This is a genomic window from Pedobacter sp. W3I1, assembly GCF_030816015.1.
Lineage (GTDB): Bacteria > Bacteroidota > Bacteroidia > Sphingobacteriales > Sphingobacteriaceae > Pedobacter.
Genome location: NZ_JAUSXN010000001.1, coordinates 3,240,486 through 3,260,020, shown reverse-complemented (window position 1 = coordinate 3,260,020; position 19,535 = coordinate 3,240,486). Strand labels below are relative to the sequence as shown.

14 protein-coding genes and 1 pseudogene are annotated in these 19,535 nt (G+C 38.8%); 8 read left to right on the top strand and 7 right to left on the bottom strand.

The window, feature by feature from the left end:
- Nucleotides 1-108 precede the first annotated feature (108 nt).
- The 3 genes from QF042_RS13640 to QF042_RS13630 form a co-directional block, all read right to left on the bottom strand.
- Complete coding sequence (locus QF042_RS13640; RefSeq protein ID WP_116249859.1) at nt 109-723, bottom strand: bifunctional nuclease family protein; 615 nt, start codon at nt 721-723, stop codon at nt 109-111.
- Nucleotides 724-794: 71 nt separating this feature from the next.
- Nucleotides 795-1,763 (bottom strand): electron transfer flavoprotein subunit alpha/FixB family protein, encoded by a 969-nt coding sequence (locus QF042_RS13635; protein ID WP_307529236.1) that lies wholly within the window; start codon nt 1,761-1,763, stop codon nt 795-797.
- 101 nt (nt 1,764-1,864) lie between these two features.
- Nucleotides 1,865-2,602, bottom strand: coding sequence for an electron transfer flavoprotein subunit beta/FixA family protein (locus tag QF042_RS13630; RefSeq protein ID WP_307529234.1), 738 nt, complete (start codon nt 2,600-2,602; stop codon nt 1,865-1,867).
- Between the two features lie 127 nt (nt 2,603-2,729).
- On the opposite strand from QF042_RS13630, the gene QF042_RS13625 reads away from it, so the two are divergent.
- Together QF042_RS13625 and chrA are read left to right on the top strand one after the other, a co-directional pair.
- Nucleotides 2,730-3,065 carry a tetratricopeptide repeat protein gene (locus tag QF042_RS13625; protein WP_307529232.1) on the top strand — a complete coding sequence of 112 codons (336 nt, stop codon included), beginning with the start codon at nt 2,730-2,732 and terminating at the stop codon, nt 3,063-3,065.
- Between the two features lie 36 nt (nt 3,066-3,101).
- Nucleotides 3,102-4,319: a chromate efflux transporter gene (gene chrA, locus QF042_RS13620; protein ID WP_307529231.1), complete on the top strand. Its 1,218-nt coding sequence runs from the start codon at nt 3,102-3,104 to the stop codon at nt 4,317-4,319.
- Nucleotides 4,320-4,869: 550 nt separating this feature from the next.
- Here the strand turns inward: chrA and dnaB are convergent.
- Nucleotides 4,870-6,432: a replicative DNA helicase gene (dnaB, locus tag QF042_RS13615; RefSeq protein WP_131532207.1), complete on the bottom strand. Its 1,563-nt coding sequence runs from the start codon at nt 6,430-6,432 to the stop codon at nt 4,870-4,872.
- 199 nt (nt 6,433-6,631) lie between these two features.
- Here dnaB and rlmB point away from each other — a divergent pair, with 199 nt between their 5' ends.
- Entirely contained in the window at nt 6,632-7,399 is a 768-nt protein-coding gene (rlmB, locus tag QF042_RS13610) for a 23S rRNA (guanosine(2251)-2'-O)-methyltransferase RlmB (RefSeq protein ID WP_307529227.1), read from the top strand.
- A gap of 531 nt (nt 7,400-7,930) precedes the next feature.
- Here rlmB and QF042_RS13605 read toward each other — a convergent pair.
- Together QF042_RS13605 and QF042_RS13600 are read right to left on the bottom strand one after the other, a co-directional pair.
- Nucleotides 7,931-9,023: pseudogene (locus QF042_RS13605) on the bottom strand (mannose-1-phosphate guanylyltransferase).
- 14 nt (nt 9,024-9,037) lie between these two features.
- On the bottom strand, nt 9,038-10,006 hold the full coding sequence (locus tag QF042_RS13600) for an SIS domain-containing protein (RefSeq protein WP_307529225.1): 969 nt from the start codon (nt 10,004-10,006) through the stop codon (nt 9,038-9,040).
- 91 nt (nt 10,007-10,097) lie between these two features.
- On the opposite strand from QF042_RS13600, the gene recQ reads away from it, so the two are divergent.
- The 5 genes from recQ (at nt 10,098) to QF042_RS13575 (ending at nt 17,153) form a co-directional block, all read left to right on the top strand.
- On the top strand, nt 10,098-12,287 hold the full coding sequence (recQ, locus tag QF042_RS13595) for a DNA helicase RecQ (RefSeq protein ID WP_307533293.1): 2,190 nt from the start codon (nt 10,098-10,100) through the stop codon (nt 12,285-12,287).
- Between the two features lie 109 nt (nt 12,288-12,396).
- A complete protein-coding gene (gene kdsA, locus QF042_RS13590; RefSeq protein ID WP_307529223.1) occupies nt 12,397-13,209 on the top strand; it encodes a 3-deoxy-8-phosphooctulonate synthase in 813 nt (270 codons plus the stop codon).
- A gap of 214 nt (nt 13,210-13,423) precedes the next feature.
- Nucleotides 13,424-14,047, top strand: coding sequence for a (2Fe-2S)-binding protein (locus tag QF042_RS13585; RefSeq protein WP_307529221.1), 624 nt, complete (start codon nt 13,424-13,426; stop codon nt 14,045-14,047).
- Nucleotides 14,044-15,027, top strand: coding sequence for a xanthine dehydrogenase family protein subunit M (locus tag QF042_RS13580; protein ID WP_307529219.1), 984 nt, complete (start codon nt 14,044-14,046; stop codon nt 15,025-15,027). The genes QF042_RS13585 and QF042_RS13580 overlap by 4 nt, the downstream gene beginning before the upstream one ends.
- A 2-nt stretch (nt 15,028-15,029) precedes the next feature.
- Nucleotides 15,030-17,153, top strand: a complete 2,124-nt coding sequence (locus QF042_RS13575) for a xanthine dehydrogenase family protein molybdopterin-binding subunit (RefSeq protein WP_307529217.1) — start codon at nt 15,030-15,032, stop codon at nt 17,151-17,153.
- A gap of 647 nt (nt 17,154-17,800) precedes the next feature.
- Here QF042_RS13575 and QF042_RS13570 read toward each other — a convergent pair.
- The gene (locus QF042_RS13570) at nt 17,801-19,414 is read right to left on the bottom strand and encodes a S8 family peptidase (protein ID WP_307529215.1); all 1,614 of its coding nucleotides are present in this window, start codon (nt 19,412-19,414) and stop codon (nt 17,801-17,803) included.
- Nucleotides 19,415-19,535 lie beyond the last annotated feature (121 nt).

The window sequence follows — 19,535 nt, the reverse complement described above, 5'->3', positions numbered from 1 at the left end:
CTAAATTATTTTAAACAATTTGGTTCATCTTAGAATTTAGCTTTTTATTTAGAGATTTTAGTAAAAATTCGAAGGAATTTTGAATGAATGAATACTTTTTAAGAAAAATTAAGAGGTTCCCCGTTTGTTAAGCTCATCTCTTAACCGCGCGGCCTTTTCATAGGCCTCTTCAGCAATAGCTTCCTGTAATTTTTGTTGAAGTTCTTCTAATGTTAAATCACCAAAGCCCTGTTGGCTGGTTGATGTTGGTACACTATCGGCTTCTGGCTCTTTTGCAATAGAATCCATATTTTCGAGAAAAAGAAAGTCATTACCTTCTATCACAATTCCTGCAGAAGCCAAAATAAACTCATAAGTATAAATCATGGCATTAAACCGAACCGCTAAAGCAATAGCATCAGATGTCCGGGCGTCAACTTCATGTGTATTTTTACCATCGCTGCAGATCAGCTTGGCATAAAAAACACCATCCACCAGATTGTAAATAATAATTTCCTGAATATTGATATGAAAAGTATCAGCCATTGATTTGAATAAATCATGTGTTAATGGCCTACTAGGAGTCATTTTCTCAATTTCTATGGCAATGGCCTGCGCTTCAAATGCACCAATAATAATCGGTAAGCGTCGGCGTCCATTTACTTCTCCTAAAACAAGGGCATAAGCACCAGATTGAGTCTGGCTGTAAGATAAACCTACAATATCTAATTTAACTTTTTTCATATTTGTCGATGTCATGTTGAGCTTGTCGAAACATTTAATTTAATCCTTCGACAGGCTCAGGATGACAAAAATTATCCTTTATGTGCTTTTAATGCTTCAATTAATTTTGGCACAACCTCAAAAGCATCGCCAACAATACCATAATCGGCCACTTTAAAGAATGGAGCTTCCGGATCTTTGTTAATTACAACAATCACTTTTGATGAGCTCACACCAGCCAAATGCTGGATAGCGCCAGAAATACCGATAGCAATATAAAGGTTAGGACTAATGGCAATACCAGTTTGACCAACGTGTTCTGAGTGTGGCCTCCAGTCTGCATCCGATACTGGTTTAGAACATGCTGTAGCTGCTCCTAATAAGCCAGCTAATTCTTCGATCATTCCCCAATTTTCTGGTCCTTTTAAACCTCTGCCGGCCGAAACTACTAATTCTGCATCCGGTAACGAAACTTTATCAGTTGCCCTAACAATCTCCTTAATAACAGTACCCAGGTCTGATTGTTTAATATCGGCTGCGAAGGTTTCTATTGCCGCATCTGCAACATTTTCTTTAACACCAAATGCATTTGGGTTTAAGGCAATTACTTTATTGGCCGATGTTAATTCGGTAATGGCGAATGCTTTACCAGAGAAGGCAGTTTTCTTAACCGAAAATTTGCCATCAGTGCTTGGTAATTCTACAGCACCGTCAGCTAAACCAGCTTTAAGCTTTACTGCAATACGCGGCGCTAAACCTTTACCAGAGAAAGAGTTAGACAGAACAACAATATCGGCACCTTCTTTTTCTGCCGCTGCAGCAATAACGCTCGCATAAGCCTGATTTACAAAGGTTTTTAATTGATCGGTATTTACATTTAATACTTTTGATGCGCCGTATTTACCTAATTCCTTTAATTCGCTGTCGGCCACATCGCCTATAGAAATTGCGGTTAAATTAGTTGATTGTTGATCGGCAATGGCTTTGGCATAAGATACGGCTTCAAATACAGATTTCTTAAATTTTCCCTCAGCTTGTTCTACATATACTAATACTGACATATATTTACCCCTATATCCCCTAAAGAGGACCCTTATTTTATAATGAAATTAATTCTATTTATTATCTCTTTATTTGGTGACTGAAAACTTCTAGCTGCCAACTAAATTACTTTGGCTTCGCTATGTAACAAGCTGATCAACTGTTCTGTTTGATCGGCTGGAATTAACTTTACCGTTCCACGAGGAGCAGGGGTTTCGTATTTGGTTACTTTGGTTACTTCTTCAATAGCAACAGCATCTACCACAACCAATGGTTTTGTTCTGGCGCTCATGATACCGCGCATATTCGGGATTTTTGGCTCTGCTACGCCTTCAGCACAACTGGCTACAAATTTACCGGAAACCGTTAACACTTCTTTACCACCTTCAATTTCTCGTTCAATTGTTGCTGTATCACCATCAACATCTAATTTTTTGATAATAGATACTGAAGGGATATCTAAAAATTCGCCAACCATAGCGGCAACCTGGTTACCGTTGTAATCGATAGACTCGCGACCAGTTAAAATTAGATTAAAATCTTTATCTTTTGCATATTCTGCAATCTGTTTTGCCACGAAATAAGCATCTCTCGGTGCCGCATTCACCCTAACGGCATCATCTGCACCAATTGCAAGCGCTTTTCTAATGGTCGGGTCGTTACCTGCTTCGCCTACATTAATAACCGTTACCGTTCCTTTACCACCTTCGGTTAACTCAATTGCCCGTGATAAAGCGATTTCATCATACGGATTAACAATATATTGCACTCCCGCCGTATTGAATTCGGTATTATCATTAGTAAAAGTTATTTTTGTCGTTGTGTCTGGCACATTACTGATACAAACTAATATTTTCATATGTTAATAGTGGTTTTTATTGCTATGACTTATCAAGCTGAATTTTTAGCTCATGATAATTTCATATGTTATATGTTTATTATATAAGGTCTTTCTGCAAATTTAATTAAAAAAGCAAGGAAATAAAATGTCATCAACCCGTTTAATCAAGTTATTAGAATTTTTAGAAAGTGATCCCAACGATCCTTTTATACTATATGCCTTAGCCACAGAGTATAACGCACAAAATGATAAGGAAAAGGCTTATTCTTTTTACCTTCAATTAACGGATAAACATCCCGATTATGTTGGCACCTATTACCATTTGGGTAAATTATTGGAAAAAGACGATCAAAAAGAAAAGGCAATCGCCATTTATCAGAAGGGAATGCAGGTAGCACGCAACAAAAGAGACATGCATGCTTTTTCTGAATTACAGGGTGCATATAATACGGCGGCTGGATTAGATTATGACGAGGATTAGTTCAGTTAACGGTTATCAATTTTCAGTTCTGAGCTAATGCAAACAAAACCTATAGCTGCAAAAAAACAGTGGTTATTTATTAGAAACGTAATCTTTTTTACATTTACTTCATTTGGAGGTGCACAGGCACACCTGGCGCTGCTGCTTAAATACTTTGTTCAGAGCACTAAATTTATCTCTGAAGAAGAACTTTTAGAGTTAAATGCACTGGCGCAGGTACTCCCTGGACCAGCATCTACCCAAACACTGGTTGGGATAGCCTGGAAAGTTGGCAAACTTAAACTGGCCATTATTACTTTCCTGATCTGGATTTTACCTACAGCAACTGTAATGACCTTTGCGGCAATCAGTTATGCTTTGCTCGATCAGAAACAAAAGTTTAATGACATTTTAGAATATATCCAACCAATTGCACTCGGTATTGTAGCTTACGGGGCATGGAAACTTGGTAAAAAAGTATTATCCTCGCAGGTTTCCATATTTCTGGCCATTGCCTCAGTTATTGCTACATTAGTTTTAAGAAATGCCTATGTGTTTCCATTATCAATATTGATAGGCGGAATGATCTCTTCAGCCATAGAAACACCAAAAGAAGAGACAGAATTAAGGGTTAAACTTTTTTCGAATATCAACCCACGGAAACTGGTTTATTTTATTGGTGCATTACTGCTGTTTGCTTTAGTAGGGGCGATCATCAACAGGACATCGCCTTTTAGTCTACCCATTCGTTTACTCGAAAACTTTTACCGTAACGGGATATTGGTTTTTGGAGGTGGGCAAGTACTTGTTCCCTTAATGTTTACGGAATTTGTAGAGATGAAGCACTATTTGCCTTCATCAGGATTTTTATCTGGTTTTGCATTACAGCAAGCACTACCTGGCCCAACATTTTCTTTTACCAGCTATTTAGGCGCATTAAGTATGAAGAATTTTGGATACGGATTATGGGGCCAAATTTTAGGAGGACTAATCGGGGTGATCGGCATCAACTTACCGGGACTAATCCTCGTTTTATTTATTGTACCATTTTGGGATGATTTAAAAAAGATCTCTCGAATCCGTCATAGCCTTTCCGGAATCAATGCCGTTAGCGTTGGTTTTATTATTGCTGCTTTTGTGCTCCTTTTAATACCAATGGGCTTTAACTGGGTATTTTTAGGAATTATGATCGCTACCTTTCTGTTGCTTAATTTCACCAGGGTAAGTCCGCCAGTTATTGTATTGGCGGGGATATTGATTGGGTATTTATTTTAGTATTTCCAAATCGAGTTTATAAAAAATAGTTAAATTTTGGAAAGCAATTGCAGAACCCTGTAGGTTAGTGCAGTCCCGCTTTCACTGCTGCTCCGATGAAACCTGTGAAACAAGCAAGCACACAATAAAAAGCAAAAAATACAGTGCTTAAATCGGGAGCATTCGTTCTATCGGGTTTAATTTGGTTGGTTCCCTGCTGTTAAGCTAGTCTTTCGCGCCAGTCACCATATTTTTTAGCTTTTATTGCAGCTGAAATCCTTTTTTGTCATACTTAGGGATAAGTATTGCATAAAAAACAATATAATTAACAGTGAATTTAAGGAGATAAACGGTCTCAAAGTATCGTCATTTCGACCATAGTGGAGAAATCTTTTAAATTCATTTCAATAATTTGCTTCGAAGATCTCTCCATTCCGTTGCACTCCAGTCGAGATGACGACCCTTGTACTGGAATCTGTCAATGTAGCTTGTCGAAGGGCAAAAAAGCTAAAAACCTTTATGCTAAAAATGAGATAAGTTTTGTTGCTAATAACAGCTAGATTGCTTATTCCTAAAACGGTGGATCATCATCATTATAATCATCCATTTTTGAAGGACGGATAATCACATTGCTTTGTTTTTCAAAATCCTGAGATGGGTACATGCCAGCGGATGGATCTGCAGCAAATGAATTTGGTGGTGCATTAAAATCATCTTCCAGATCCACGAACTTCACAAACTTACCTATGAATTTAAGTGGTACAATTCCGGTTTCACCGTTACGGTGTTTTGCAATAATAACCTCGCCAATACCAGCCTGTGATCGCCCTTGCTCGTCTTCAGTAATACCATAATACTCAGGACGATACAAGAACAATACCATATCCGCATCCTGCTCAATTGAACCCGATTCACGTAAATCGGATAACATCGGCCGCTTTCCTTGTAAACCTGGTCTGCTCTCTACCGCACGACTTAACTGTGATAGTGCCAGCACTGGAACATCAAGTTCTTTTGCAACAGATTTTAGTGCCCTCGAAATGCTACCAATTTCCTGCTCACGGTTACCACCGCCTTTTCCCTCGCCTTTACCATGCATTAACTGCAGGTAATCGACAATTACCAATTGAATATCGTATTGTGATTTTAATCTTCGGCATTTTGCCCTGAACTCGAAAATATTCAGTGCAGGTGTATCATCAATTAATAGAGGTGCTTCAGTTAAACGGCCAATTTTACTGTGTAGCTGCTGCCATTCCCATTCCTGTAAATTTCCTTTTCTGATTTTTTCCTGCTCAATTTCTGCTTCTCCAGAAATTAAACGATTAACTAACTGAACTGACGACATCTCTAATGAGAATACTACTGTTGGTTTTGCAAAATCGACGGTGGCATTTCTCGCACAGGTTAGTACGAACGCCGTTTTACCCATCGCCGGACGTGCAGCAATAATGACTAAATCCTGCTTTTGCCAACCACCGGTTATCCTGTCTAATCCTGTAAAACCTGTTGGCACACCAGTTAAACCATCAGTTTTAGTACGAAGCTCTTCAAGTGTGGCTAATGATTGTTTAATAATATCGTCCATTTTCTGTGTATCTCTACGCAGGTTATTCTGGGCGATTTCAAAAAGTCCTTTTTCTGCCTGATCTAAAAGATCAAAAATATCAGTCGTATCTTCGTAGGCATTTGTAATAATTTCGGTAGAGATTCTGATCAGTTCACGCTGAATATATTTCTGAGAAATAATACGCGCATGAAACTCAATATTCGCTGCCGAAGCAACCCTATTGGTTAAATTGGTAATGTAGTAAGCACCTCCAACTATTTCTAAAGTGCCTAATGTTCGCAGTTCAGCCGTTACGGTTAAAATATCAACCGGTCGCGATTTTTGAAATAAAATATGAATCGCTTCAAAAATTTTCTGGTGGGCAATGTTATAAAAAACCTCCGGTTTTAAAACATCAATTACAGCAGAAAGTGCATCTTTTTCGAGCATCAATGCCCCAAGAACTGCTTCCTCAAGATCTAATGCCTGAGGAGGGATTTTCCCTTGTGAACTTATGGTATTACTTAACCTGCTTTTTCTAGCAGTCATACTGTTCTTTCCGCCTTGTTCATTATCGATACTCATTCCACAAAAGTAATTAAATTTTGACGCGGTTGTTTGAATTAGTTACTAGCTGTTTGTTAACAAATTGAAGCATAATCAGATTAAATTTTCTAGGATTTTATAATCGCAAAAATTTTTAAACAATTTAATGTTAATAAGAATGATATAGATTAGGGCTAAAACATTTTATTTGAATACTTTTGCCTAACAATTTCAAAACATGGATAATTTTAGAAGACCGCAACGAGCAAAAGAGAATAATGAGTTTGTATTCGGTATCAGGGCCGTAATAGAGGCCGTTAAAGCAGGAAGAGACATTGAAACCATTTATCAGCAACGCGGTTTGGGCGGGGAGCTTTTTCTGGAGTTAAAAGCCCTTCTAAAAGATACTTTAATTCCTTTAAATTCGGTTCCGGTGGAGAAACTGAACCGCATGTCGCAGAAAAATCATCAGGGCGTAATTGCAGTTATTTCTCCAATTACCTATCAGAATATTGAAGACATTATTCCAGCTGTTTTCGAAAAGGGCGAAGTTCCATTAATTTTGGTTTTAGATAGCGTGACCGATGTCCGCAATATGGGTGCAATAGCACGTACAGCCGCTTGTGTAGGTGTTCATGCTATAGTTGTTCCGTTAAAAAATGCGGCGCAAATTAATGCTGATGCGATTAAAACATCAGCTGGTGCATTATTTAACATTCCGATTTGCCGCCATGCCAACCTGCACAAAACCTGCTTGTTTCTACAGGAAAGTGGCCTTCAGATTGTAGCTTGTACCGAAAAAACCAGTGATTTTATTTATGCCCCAGATTATACCATGCCCACAGCAATTGTAATGGGCTCTGAAGATGAGGGGATTTCTAATGATCTTTTAAGGGTAGCCGATCATTTAGCTAAAATACCAATGGCTGGAAAAATCGAATCGTTAAATGTTTCGGTAGCTGCCGGGGTAATTTTATATGAAGCTGTTAGGCAGAGAACCGTTTAATGTAAAGGGGATGTAAAATGGAGGATGTAATATTTTAACTAGATCATTCCTCGATTCGTCCTCCTGAGTGTTAATTTACTGTATAAAAATCAATATATAACTGACGTTTTTAGCTTAGGTTTTTGGAAATGAATGTCAGCATTCCATAGGGTTTAGCAGTCCCGCTATTCATTCCAGCCGATGCTGATTCAGTGCCGATTTTTCGGTAAAGAATCGGCATCCACTGCTATCGGGTTTATAGTGAAAGGCTTGTGCAAGGAATATATCTCCCAAGCTATCGATAGCGTTAAATGTTTCGACTGGAGCGCAGCCCAGAACTTTCGGGAGAGAAATCTTTGAACTATGTTTATTTGAATAGTTCAAAGATTTCTCCACTGCGGTCGAAATGACGACTGATTTTTACAATTTGCATGGGCAACCCGGTAGCTATAGGGATGTTTCAGGATCTTCCATTACAGGTAAGGTAGGAAATGTAAGATGGATGATGAAAACTATGCTACATCATCCATTTTACATCTTACCTCATCCATTCTAAATAAACTTGTTGCCAAATCGGGATTTAACTTCCGCTACAAACTCTTTAACCCTTTGCTCTTCGTTTCTTGGGCAGATCATGAGCCATATTATTGTTTTCAACCACGATATAATCGTGCAGCCCTTGTAGGACAACCAATTTATCTTTCGGAACATTTACCATACAGTTCGATGAATCGAACATCAATACCTGCTCTGAAGGAATAACAGCATTACCTACATAATCTTTATCAGCCATTTCATAAATAGAGGCCCAGGTCCCTAAATCAGACCAACCAAAATCAGATGGAAGCACATAAACATTATCTGCTTTTTCCATAATTCCAAAATCAATTGAAATATTGGTGCATTGGAAATAAGCATTATTGATAAAGGCTTTTTCTCCCTCAGTATTCAATTCAGACCTGCCAATATTAAATATTTCGTACATATCTGGCAGGTGTTTCTCGAAAGCGTTTAAAATTGCTTTAGCCGACCAGATAAATATCCCGGCATTCCACAAGAAATCGCCGCTTTGCAAAAATGATTTTGCCAATTCTAAATTTGGCTTTTCTGTAAACGTTTTAACCTTATGCAGATCAGTATCCGTGTTGAGTACATAATCTGTGTGCTGGATATAACCATAACCCGTATCCGGGCGGTTTGGTTTAATACCCAATGTGATTAAACAGTCATTTTTAGATGCAGCCTCTAAGGATTGTTGAATGGATTCGATAAAACCATCAATATTGGCAATGGTATGATCAGAAGGTGCAACCACAATAGTGGCATTCGGATTTAACTCCGCAATTTTTAAGCTTCCGTAAGCAACACAAGGGGCAGTATTCCTCATTAAAGGTTCGGCCAAAATCTGGTTATCTGTTAATTGCGGTAATTGTTCTTTAATTAAATCTGAATAAATTTCGTTGGTAACGATAAATATATTTTCAGGTGGACAGATTTTTAGAAATCTTTCGTAAGTACTTTGAATCAGCGTTTTTCCAACACCAAAAAAATCGATAAACTGTTTTGGGTATTCTGTTCTGCTTACTGGCCAAAAGCGACTTCCGACGCCACCAGCCATAATTAATGCATAATAATTTTTATTCATTTTATAAGTTAAAATTACACAATGCCTTCATTTAAAAGATCGTGTAAGTGGATCATGCCAAAGTAAGTATTTTGTTCCAGAACTAACAACTGCGTTATATTGTTTTGTTTAATAATCTCTAAGGCATCAACAGCTAAAGCATCAAATTGTATGCTCTTTGGCGTTCTGCCCATAATATCTTCAGCTTTTAAGTTTGCAATAGAATTGTTATTTTCTAACATCCTCCTAATATCACCATCGGTAATAATGCCAAGCACCTTATCGTCGTTATCAACAACAACAACAGCACCCAAACGGTTTTTACTAATTTCTATCAACACATCTTTAACTGGGGCGGATGGATGTATGGCAGGCTTTTCATTAGATAAGGCCAGGTCCCGGGCTTTTAAATATAATTTTTTTCCTAAGGACCCTCCCGGGTGATATTTTGCAAAATCAGATTCGTTAAAATCTCTACATTCCAATAAACAAATCGCTAAGGCATCGCCCAATGCCAATTGTGCCGTTGTACTGGTAGTGGGGGCCAAATTATGTGGACAAGCTTCTTTTTCGAAAGAGGTATTCAAAATCAAATCGGCTTGCTCGGCTAAAAAAGAATTCAGCTCACCAACCATCCCGATTAGAAGATTGCCAGATGTTTTTAACAAAGGAGTAAGGACTTTTATTTCTGGCGTGTTTCCACTCTTAGAGAGGCAGATTACAATATCATCCACCTGGATCATCCCCAGATCACCATGAATGGCATCTGCGGCGTGCATAAAAATAGCAGGTGTACCGGTTGAATTAAAAGTAGCCACCATTTTTTGTGCAATGATTGCACTTTTTCCTATACCTGTAACAATTACCCGTCCTTTGCCATGTAAAATGCTTGATACGACCTTTTCAAAATCGCTGTTAATATTCTTAGCAACATTTAATATTGCTGCTGCTTCAAGCTCTAATGTGCTTACAGCTGATTGGATTATTGATTTTTTACTTTTCAAAGAGAAAATAATTGTCTGTTAATACTTGAAATTCTTGTAAAATTATGTTATTTTGGATACAAAAATAGCATCGCATATTTTATTACACAAAATGGACGTGAAAAAGTCGTTATTTGATAACCTACAAAATTTCTTCGGGTTTGATAATTTCAAGGGTGATCAGGAGTCGATCATTACAAATATTTTAGAAGGCAATAACACTTTTGTTATTATGCCAACAGGCGGAGGGAAGTCTATTTGCTATCAGTTACCCGCTTTAATGAGCGAAGGAACAGCAATCGTGATCTCTCCACTAATTGCATTGATGAAAAACCAGGTAGACCAATTAAGGGCTTTTGGTGGAAATGACAGTATTGCTCACTTTCTTAATTCATCCCTAAACAAATCTGAAATTACTCAAGTTAAATCTGACCTTTTAAGCGGTCAGACTAAATTATTGTATGTTGCGCCCGAATCTCTGGCGAAGCAAGACAATATTGAATTTTTAAATCTGATTAAAATCTCTTTCGTTGCTGTTGATGAAGCGCATTGTATCTCTGAATGGGGGCACGATTTCAGGCCGGAATACCGTAAGATTAAACAGGTTATTGCAGGATTGGGGAATAACATTCCCATTATTGCACTAACCGCAACTGCTACACCAAAAGTGCAACAGGATATTATGAAGAACCTCGGAATGATGGAGGCAACCTTATTCAAATCTTCATTTAACAGACCTAACCTCTTTTATGAGATCCGCCCTAAAAGAGACATTACCAAAGAGATTATTAAATACATCAAATCTAATCCAGGTAAATCAGGTATTATCTATTGCCTTAGCCGTAAAAAGGTAGAAGAGGTGGCCGAAGCTTTAAACCTAAATGGAATCAGTGCATTACCTTATCATGCTGGTTTAGATCCAAAGGTTAGGGCCGAAACGCAGGATAAGTTTTTGATGGAAGATGCTGAGGTGATCGTGGCAACCATTGCCTTTGGTATGGGGATCGATAAACCAGATGTTCGCTTTGTAATTCACCACGATGTGCCTAAAAGTATGGAGGGTTATTACCAGGAAACTGGTAGGGCCGGACGTGATGGTGGTGAAGGTGTATGCATTGCTTTCTACGCTCAAAAAGATGTAGATAAGCTGGCCAAGTTTATGAAAGATAAGCCAGTTTCTGAAAGAGAAATCGGTACACAGATCTTAAAAGAAGTGATCGATTATGCCGAATCTGGCGTTTGCCGTCGTAAGCAGATTCTTCATTATTTCGGCGAAAACTTTAACGAAACAGGCTGTAACTGCATGTGCGATAACTGCAAAAAGCCTAAAAAACAATTTGATGCCGAAAGTCAGTTATCTACCGTATTAAAGTTTATTGAGAAATCGGGAGAGAAATTCGACGATGCGCACTTGCTAAACGTTTTCTTAGGCTTAGAAACGGCGCAAACCATTGCATACGAGCATAGTAAGCTTCCTGAATTTGGAATTGGTAAAGAAGAAGGTGAGTTAATGTGGAAATCAATTATCCGCCAGGCTGTTTTAAACAATTACCTTTTTAAGGATATTGATAATTACGGCTTATTAAAGTTAACGAAGCAGGGAAGAGATTTTATTGTTAATCCATATAGCCTTAAATTCATTTTAAACGAACCAATAGAGAACGGTGCTGACGATGATGATGATGATGTAAAACAAGGCACAGGCGCTTTAGATACCCATCTTTTATCCTTGCTTAAAGAGCAACGCAAAAAAATTGCGAAACAAAAAAGTGTTCCACCATTTGTAGTTTTTCAAGATCCGTCCTTAGAGGAAATGTGTACACATTACCCGATTACGATGGAAGAGCTTCGTCAGATTTCTGGTGTAGGTTCGGGTAAAGCAATGAAATTCGGGACACCTTTTATCGAATTGATTAAAAAATATGTCGAGGATAACGATATCGAACGTCCAATTGACCTGATTATTAAAACGCAGGCCAATAAATCACAGATGAAGGTTTCGATCATTCAAAATATCGACAGACAGATTGGCTTGGAAGATATTGCCGATTCGAAAGGCATCACTTACGAGGAAATTCTGAAAGAAGTAGAATCGATTGTAAACTCTGGTACGAAACTGAACCTAAACTATTTCATTGATGAAGTGATTGATGATGATAGGCAGGATGAAGTTTTTGATTATTTCAGGGCGGCCGAAAGCGACTCTATAGATGAAGCGCTTAATGAATTGGGTGAAACCGATTATACCCGCGAAGAAATTCAACTGATGCGGATTAAATTCATGTCAGAACTAGGAAACTAGATATTGATGGAAGATGTGAGAGGTGAGATGGATAATGTATCTATTTATCCTTCCCATTTTCCACTAGATTTTAGTTCTTACATTTTCCATCTTCCATAATACATTTTACATGCTTAACTATTTAGATAAATTAAAAAATACAGATTCAGGAAATTTCTTTTTAATGGCGGGTCCATGTGCCATTGAAGGCGAGGATACTGCCATGAGAATTGCCGAAAAAATTATCACAATTACCGATAAACTACAAATTCCATATATTTTTAAAGGTTCGTACCGGAAAGCAAACAGAAGCAAAGGAAGTTCTTTTACCGGCATTGGTGATGAAAAAGCGCTACGTATTTTAGAACGCATCGGCAGAGAATTTGGTGTACCAACGGTAACCGATATCCACGAAAGCGGAGAGGCTGCAATGGCCGCTGCTTATGTAGATGTGCTGCAAATCCCTGCATTTTTATGCCGCCAAACCGATTTGTTAATTGCTGCTGCAGAAACCGGGAAAGTAGTTAACGTTAAAAAAGGGCAATTCCTTTCTGCAGGTTCAATGAAATTTGCTGTAGAAAAAGTAAAAGAAGCTGGTAACAATAAAGTAATCCTTACTGATAGGGGCAATACATTCGGTTATCAGGATTTGATTGTTGATTATCGTGGATTACCTGAGATGCAAAGTTTCGGAGTACCCGTGGTGATGGATTGTACACATTCATTACAGCAACCCAATCAAAGTAGTGGTGTTACTGGTGGTAAGCCAGAACTGATCTCAACCATAGCCAAAGCGGCAATTGCAGTTGGTGCAGATGGCTTATTTATCGAAACCCATCCAGATCCTGCAAATGCAAAATCAGATGGTGCCAATATGTTACATTTAGACCTGTTAGAAGAAACATTAACAAAACTGATCCGGATAAGACAAGCGATATTATAAAATATATAAAATCGAACAATCCGTGAAGTAATAGGGTTTAATATTTGTTGATGTTAGCTCCGAGGTGTAACTTTTCCTTTACTACCAATTTTGAGGGGGGTTGCCTTAGTTTTTTATATTAAATTTAGAGATGGAACTATGCAGGAAGCGTAGTTTTATCAAAGAATTTTTAAAAATAAGGCCACGGTATACATCTACATTTAAATATCCAATTATGAAATCTTCCGATCAGAAAGCAAATCAGGGTGATAGCAGGCGCGATTTCCTTAAAAAAAGCTCTGTAATCACAGCCATTGCATTAACGCCCGGTGTTGCAGTTAAGGCTGCTGAAAGTAATGCAGATGAACGTTTTGCCGAACTTTTTGAGAAAATCCCCTTAAAACTTACGGTAAATAATAAAGCTTATCAAACAACAGTAGAGCCAAGAGTAACACTTTTAGATTATTTGCGCGAAGAATTGCACTTAACGGGCACTAAAAAAGGATGTGATCATGGCCAGTGCGGTGCCTGTACTGTTCATGTTGATGGACAAAGGGTAAATTCTTGCCTCAGTTTAGCAGTAATGAATGAAGGCAAGAAAATTACCACGATTGAAGGTTTGGCAAATGGCGATACTTTACATCCCATGCAGGCTGCATTTATCAAACATGATGGTTTTCAGTGCGGTTACTGTACACCTGGTCAGATTATGTCGGCCGTAGCCTGTGTGCGTGAAGGCCATACCAATTCAAGGGCTGAGATAAGCGAATATATGAGTGGAAATATATGTAGATGTGGCGCTTATCCTAATATAGTTGATGCCATTATTGAAGTAAAGGAAGGAGGTGAAACGGTATGATCAACTTTCAATATTTAAGAACAACCACGGCAAAATCAGCAATTGCCTTATTGGTAAAAGATAAAAATGCAAAATTCCTGGCAGGTGGTACCAACCTGATTGATCTGATGAAAAGAGGTGTTACTGCACCTGAAAAACTCATCGATATCAATCACGTTCCACTAAAACAGATTGAGCTGATCGGGAATAAAATCCATATTGGTGCCCTGGCTTCCAATTCTGCGGTTGCAGATCATGCATTAATCAAAGAGAAATTACCCCTACTTTCATGGGCTTTACAGGCAGGAGCATCAGCGCAACTTAGAAATGTAGCTACTGTTGGTGGTAACATGATGCAGCGTACACGTTGCGGCTATTTTTACGATACCGAAATGCCTTGTAATAAGCGTCAGCCTGGAACAGGGTGTGGAGCCATGGAAGGTTTTAACCGCATGCATGCTATTTTCGGAACTTCAGAGAAATGTATTGCGGTTCACCCCAGCGACATGTGTGTGGCTTTAATCGCGTTAGATGCTGAAGTGATATTGGCCAATGCCAAAGGAGAACGTAAAATGTCATTTAAAGATTTTCATCGCTTAGCAGGAGATACGCCGCAGTTAGACAATAACTTAAAGGTTGATGAGATGATTATCCGTTTGGAAATTCCGGTGAATAACCTGGCTAAAAATTACCATTATCTTAAAGTTAGAGATCGGGCTTCTTATGCTTTTGCACTTGTATCAGTTGCAGCAGCGTTTGAAATCAGCAATAATAAAATCATCGACGTTCGATTAGCAATGGGTGGAGTAGCACACAAACCCTGGCGTTTAACCGCATCTGAAAATTTTTTAAGAGGAAAAGAAGCCACCTTAACCAATTTTGAGCAGGCCGCACAATTGGCCATGAAGGATGCCAAAGGCTTTGGAGGAAATGACTTCAAACTAAAACTGGCCCCTAATACGATTATTGAAGCGTTGAATCTTGCAAAATCAAAAGCCTAGTTATGGAAAAGAGAATGTTAAAAGACGATAATGATCGCGTAGATGGAATTTTAAAAGTTACCGGACAAGCTAAGTATTTTGCTGAATATGAATTACCTGGTTTAACCTATGGTGTTTTGGTAACCAGTACCATTACCAGGGGAAGAATTACCGCACTGGATACTAAAACCGCTGAAAAAGCTCCGGGGGTAATTGCTGTTATTTCGCACTTGAATAAGCCATCAGCGGCTGCTTACGAGCAGGAAGGCGGACCACAAATGAAGATTTTTTATACCGATAAGATTTTTTACAACGGGCAGCCTATTGCTATCGTGGTAGCCAATACTTTCGAAAGGGCAACTCATGCCGCCTCGTTAGTTAAAGCAACCTATGCCAAAGAAGAATTTAATACTGATCTTGAAAAAGCTTTAAAAGATCCTAAAGCCAAAAAGCTTCAGGGACAAGCTGATTATAAACGAGGTTTAGAAAATGCCTATAAAACAGCAGAAGTAAAGCTCGAAGAAAGATATTTCCTGCCGATTGAAACACATAACCCAATGGAACTGCATGGGATTATTGCCGATTGGCGACCAAATAATCAACTTACCGTTTACGCCAAAACACAGGGTGTAAAAGCAACCCAAGGTACTCTGGCAAATGTTTTTAAAATTCCGATGGAAAACATCCAGGTAAATTCGGAGTTTGTTGGCGGTGGTTTTGGGATGGCATTACGTACCTGGCCGCTGGAAATTGCAACGGTAATGGCTTCTAAACACATCGGTAAACCTGTAAAAGTGGTCATAACCAGAATGCAGATGTTTACCATGGTTGGCAATAGACCCGCAGCGATACAAACCATTGGTTTGGGCGCAAATAAAGATGGTAAATTAACGGGGATTACGCACAGGGCATATGGCGAAACTTCCACTTACGAGAACTTTACCGAAGGTGTAGTGAACATGGCGAAGTTTATGTACCAGTGTGACAACGTAAATACTTCCTATGCCATTGTACCAGTTGATCTGGGTGTACCAATATGGATGCGCGGACCAGGCGAGGCTACCGGAGCTTTTGCACTCGAAAGTGCAATTGACGAGATGGCACATGCTTTGGATATGGATCCATTGGATTTTAGAATCAAAAATGATCCTGAAACCGATCAGCAGAAAAGTAAACCATTTTCCAGCAAGAATATTAAAGAAGCCTATAAAATCGGGGCAGAGAAAATAGGATGGAGTAACAGGAAAAATAAACCAGGTAGTTTGATAGAAGGGCCGTGGCAAACAGGTTATGGAGTAAGTGTTGGGGTTTTTAACGCCAACAGAGGGAAGGCCACTGTGAAGGGTATTTTAAAGGCTGATGGATCACTACTTTTACAAAGTGCAACCAGTGATATTGGCCCCGGAACAGGGACTGGCATGACATTAATTGCCAGTAAATTAATGGAGATTCCCGTAAATAAAATTACGTTCGAATTGGGCGATTCTTCTTTACCACCAGCGCCAAGTCAGGGTGGTTCGGCTACATTATCTACGGTGGGTTCGGCTGTGAATGATGTTTGTGTAGCGTTAAAGTCTGCAATTGCGGAGTTAGCAGCAAATTCAAATATGGATGCTACGGCTAATTTTGCTGATGTTTTAAAAAAGAATAATCTTCCGCAAATAGAAATAACCAAAGAGAGCCAGGGCGGTAAGGAAAGAGAGAGTTACTCGATGTATTCGTTCTCCATCCATTTTGTGCAGGTTAAGATTCATTCGTTAACAGGGGTGGTAAAGGTGAGTAAAATTGTTTCTGTGGGCGATTCAGGCACCATTGTAAGTCCGAAAACGGCCCGAAGCCAGATGCTGGGCGGTGCAGTTGGTGGAATAGGGATGGCTTTAACAGAAGAATCTATAATCGATCACCGTTATGGAAGATACATCAATAATAACTTTGCCGACTACCATGTTCCGGTAAATGCCGATGTACCGGAGATCGATGTTAATTTCATTAATAAACCTGATCCCTATATTAATCCGATGGGGGCAAAAGGTATGGGTGAAATTGCCTTGATCGGTTTTTCTGCTGCAGTAGCCAATGCCGTTTTTAATGCCACGGGTAAAAGGATTAGAACGTTACCGATTACGCCAGATAAGATTTTGGCTTAGTTATTTGTCTTTTGGTTTAATTCCAAATGCGGTTTGTCATCCTGAGCGTAGTCGAAGGATCTTTACAGCAAGATAGATACTGAATCAAGTTCAGTAGGAAGAATCTAAAAGGCGCATCGTGATTTTCAGCTTTCTCGGGGGGGATATTTTGGATTTATTGGCAATCTTAGAAAGATTGCTTCGTCGTTCCTCCTCGCAATGACGATCACTCAAACATGCTAAACAAAAAATGCGAACCGATTTTGGCTCGCATTTTTCATGAAGATTCTTTGACTCCACAATCATTGACAGAATCCGTTAGTGTGGTCGTCATTCCCGCGCAGGCGGGAATCTTAATGCAAGCGCTTTAAGATTATCTGCGATGAGCACTTCGTGGTTCCCAATCATTTACCAAAGACAGATTCTAAAATTGGCGTCATCTCGACCGAAGCAAATGCGGAGTGGAGAGATCTTTGGACTATGTTAAAAGATCTCTCCACTGCGGTCGAGATGACGATTTATCTTACCTGTCACCCAACTCCTTTGTTTTTGCTAAAAAACTGACCTCTGGGAATGACGATACCCTGCGGCTATTCATTACCTTAAAACCCTGCCATTTATATTGATTTTTATGAAATCAATTATCCTTCAGAATGGCAAACAAAGAATTATTTAGCAACAGCCTTACCTGAGTAAGTTGCTGCTAATTTTAATGCATTATAAGTATTTACAATACCTCCACTGATACAAAGATCAGAGAATGGAACAGAAATTTTTTCTGCACCCGGCTCTTCGCCTTTAGCATACTCTACGTTATGGTTAACCTTCGTTACCGATTTAACAATAATTTCTTTCACCTGAGCAGCAGTTAATTTTGGGTAATAAGAGCGGATTAAACCAGCTAAGCCAGCCACAACCGGGGAAGCCATACTTGTTCCGTCTAAGTTTTTGTATTTAGAACCCGGTACAGTAGAATAAATCTGAACACCAGGAGCAAAAACATCTACCTGGGTTTTGCCAAAGTTAGAGAAACTTGCTTTTAGTGTTTCATTATCTTTAGGACCTGAAGCACCAACGGTAATCCACGATGCAATAGTTTTCTCATCTAAATCTTTATGGTTAGGGAAATTGTTTTCTACATCGATATTCTTGTTTTCGTTACCTGCAGCCTGAACGATCAGCACATCTTTTGATGCTGCATATTTCATGGCTTCGTTAACAATGGCTTTATCCCAGCTATAAGCCTTGCCAAAACTCATGTTAATTACTTTTGCACCATTATCAACCGCATAGCGGATCGCATTTGCAACATCTTTATCTCTTTCATCACCATTCGGTGTACAACGAACACCCATAATAGCAACGTTATCAGCTACACCTAAAATACCAAGTTTATTGGTTCTATCAGCCGCAATAATACCTGCTACGTGTGTGCCGTGCATGGCATCCGGACCCGCAACATCATTATTGCCATAAAACTTTTCCTTAATATTGTTTGGATCATCACCAACTATTGAGCGTGGATCATAATCAAGGTTTAAGTTGTAATTGACCTGGCGAGTATAGTAATCTAAGCCTTCTACAATCTGATCTTCGTAAAAATCTTTAAAGCTGCCTTTTTCTAACTGTTGGCTCAGTACATTCTGGATCCTGCCTTCAACCTCTGTAGAAGGTTTAAAGTTTTTAAAATCTTCTACATTTGGGTTTTCTTTACCGATTTTTTTTACTACAGCATCTAAAGCTGTTTTGAAACCGGTGATACCTGCCAGATTTTCTTTAGCTTCTGCCAGTTGTTTTTCTAAGTCGGCTCTTTCTGCTTTAAAAACTTCAAAATCCTTTTTATCTTTTTCTGCTACATTCGCATCCGTGGTATTGGCAAAACGTGCCTGGTCGCGACGAACTAAACGGGTTAATTCTAAGGTTTCAAAGTTTACAGATTCTTTAGGACCGCCGATAAAGTTCCAGCCGTTTATATCGTCGATATAACCATTCTTATCATCATCCTTGCCGTTCCCAGCTATCTCTTTGGTGTTTACCCACATTATCCGTTTTAAGTCCTCATGTGTAGCTTCTACACCACCATCATTAACAGCTACAATAACTTTAACAGATTTTTTACCTTTTAAAAGTTCTTTATATGCTTTTTCGGTACTGATTCCGAATGTACTATCACTTTTAAGATCAAGATTTTGCCAATTGGCTTTTTGCGCATTGGCCAAAGTTGGTACTGCACTTACGAGCACAACACTTAAAAGCGCTCTAAAAATTCTACTCTTATTCATTTATGTATTTTTCTATTAAACGGCGAAAGTTAATTTTAATTTTTTAATTGGAAGAAATTGTATTAAAAATGATGTTTTTCACACATTTTAGTAACAAAAAAAATCCTGAAACAATCTGTTC

Coding starts and splice junctions, on each gene's coding strand:
- QF042_RS13580 (WP_307529219.1), top strand. CDS start 14,044: ATGATCAACTTTCAATATTTAAGAACAACCACGGCAAAATCAGCAATT.
- recQ (WP_307533293.1), top strand. CDS start 10,098: ATGGACGTGAAAAAGTCGTTATTTGATAACCTACAAAATTTCTTCGGG.
- QF042_RS13570 (WP_307529215.1), bottom strand. CDS start 19,414: ATGAATAAGAGTAGAATTTTTAGAGCGCTTTTAAGTGTTGTGCTCGTA.
- QF042_RS13630 (WP_307529234.1), bottom strand. CDS start 2,602: ATGAAAATATTAGTTTGTATCAGTAATGTGCCAGACACAACGACAAAA.
- dnaB (WP_131532207.1), bottom strand. CDS start 6,432: ATGAGTATCGATAATGAACAAGGCGGAAAGAACAGTATGACTGCTAGA.
- QF042_RS13585 (WP_307529221.1), top strand. CDS start 13,424: ATGAAATCTTCCGATCAGAAAGCAAATCAGGGTGATAGCAGGCGCGAT.
- QF042_RS13625 (WP_307529232.1), top strand. CDS start 2,730: ATGTCATCAACCCGTTTAATCAAGTTATTAGAATTTTTAGAAAGTGAT.
- QF042_RS13635 (WP_307529236.1), bottom strand. CDS start 1,763: ATGTCAGTATTAGTATATGTAGAACAAGCTGAGGGAAAATTTAAGAAA.
- rlmB (WP_307529227.1), top strand. CDS start 6,632: ATGGATAATTTTAGAAGACCGCAACGAGCAAAAGAGAATAATGAGTTT.
- chrA (WP_307529231.1), top strand. CDS start 3,102: ATGCAAACAAAACCTATAGCTGCAAAAAAACAGTGGTTATTTATTAGA.
- kdsA (WP_307529223.1), top strand. CDS start 12,397: ATGCTTAACTATTTAGATAAATTAAAAAATACAGATTCAGGAAATTTC.
- QF042_RS13575 (WP_307529217.1), top strand. CDS start 15,030: ATGGAAAAGAGAATGTTAAAAGACGATAATGATCGCGTAGATGGAATT.
- QF042_RS13640 (WP_116249859.1), bottom strand. CDS start 723: ATGAAAAAAGTTAAATTAGATATTGTAGGTTTATCTTACAGCCAGACT.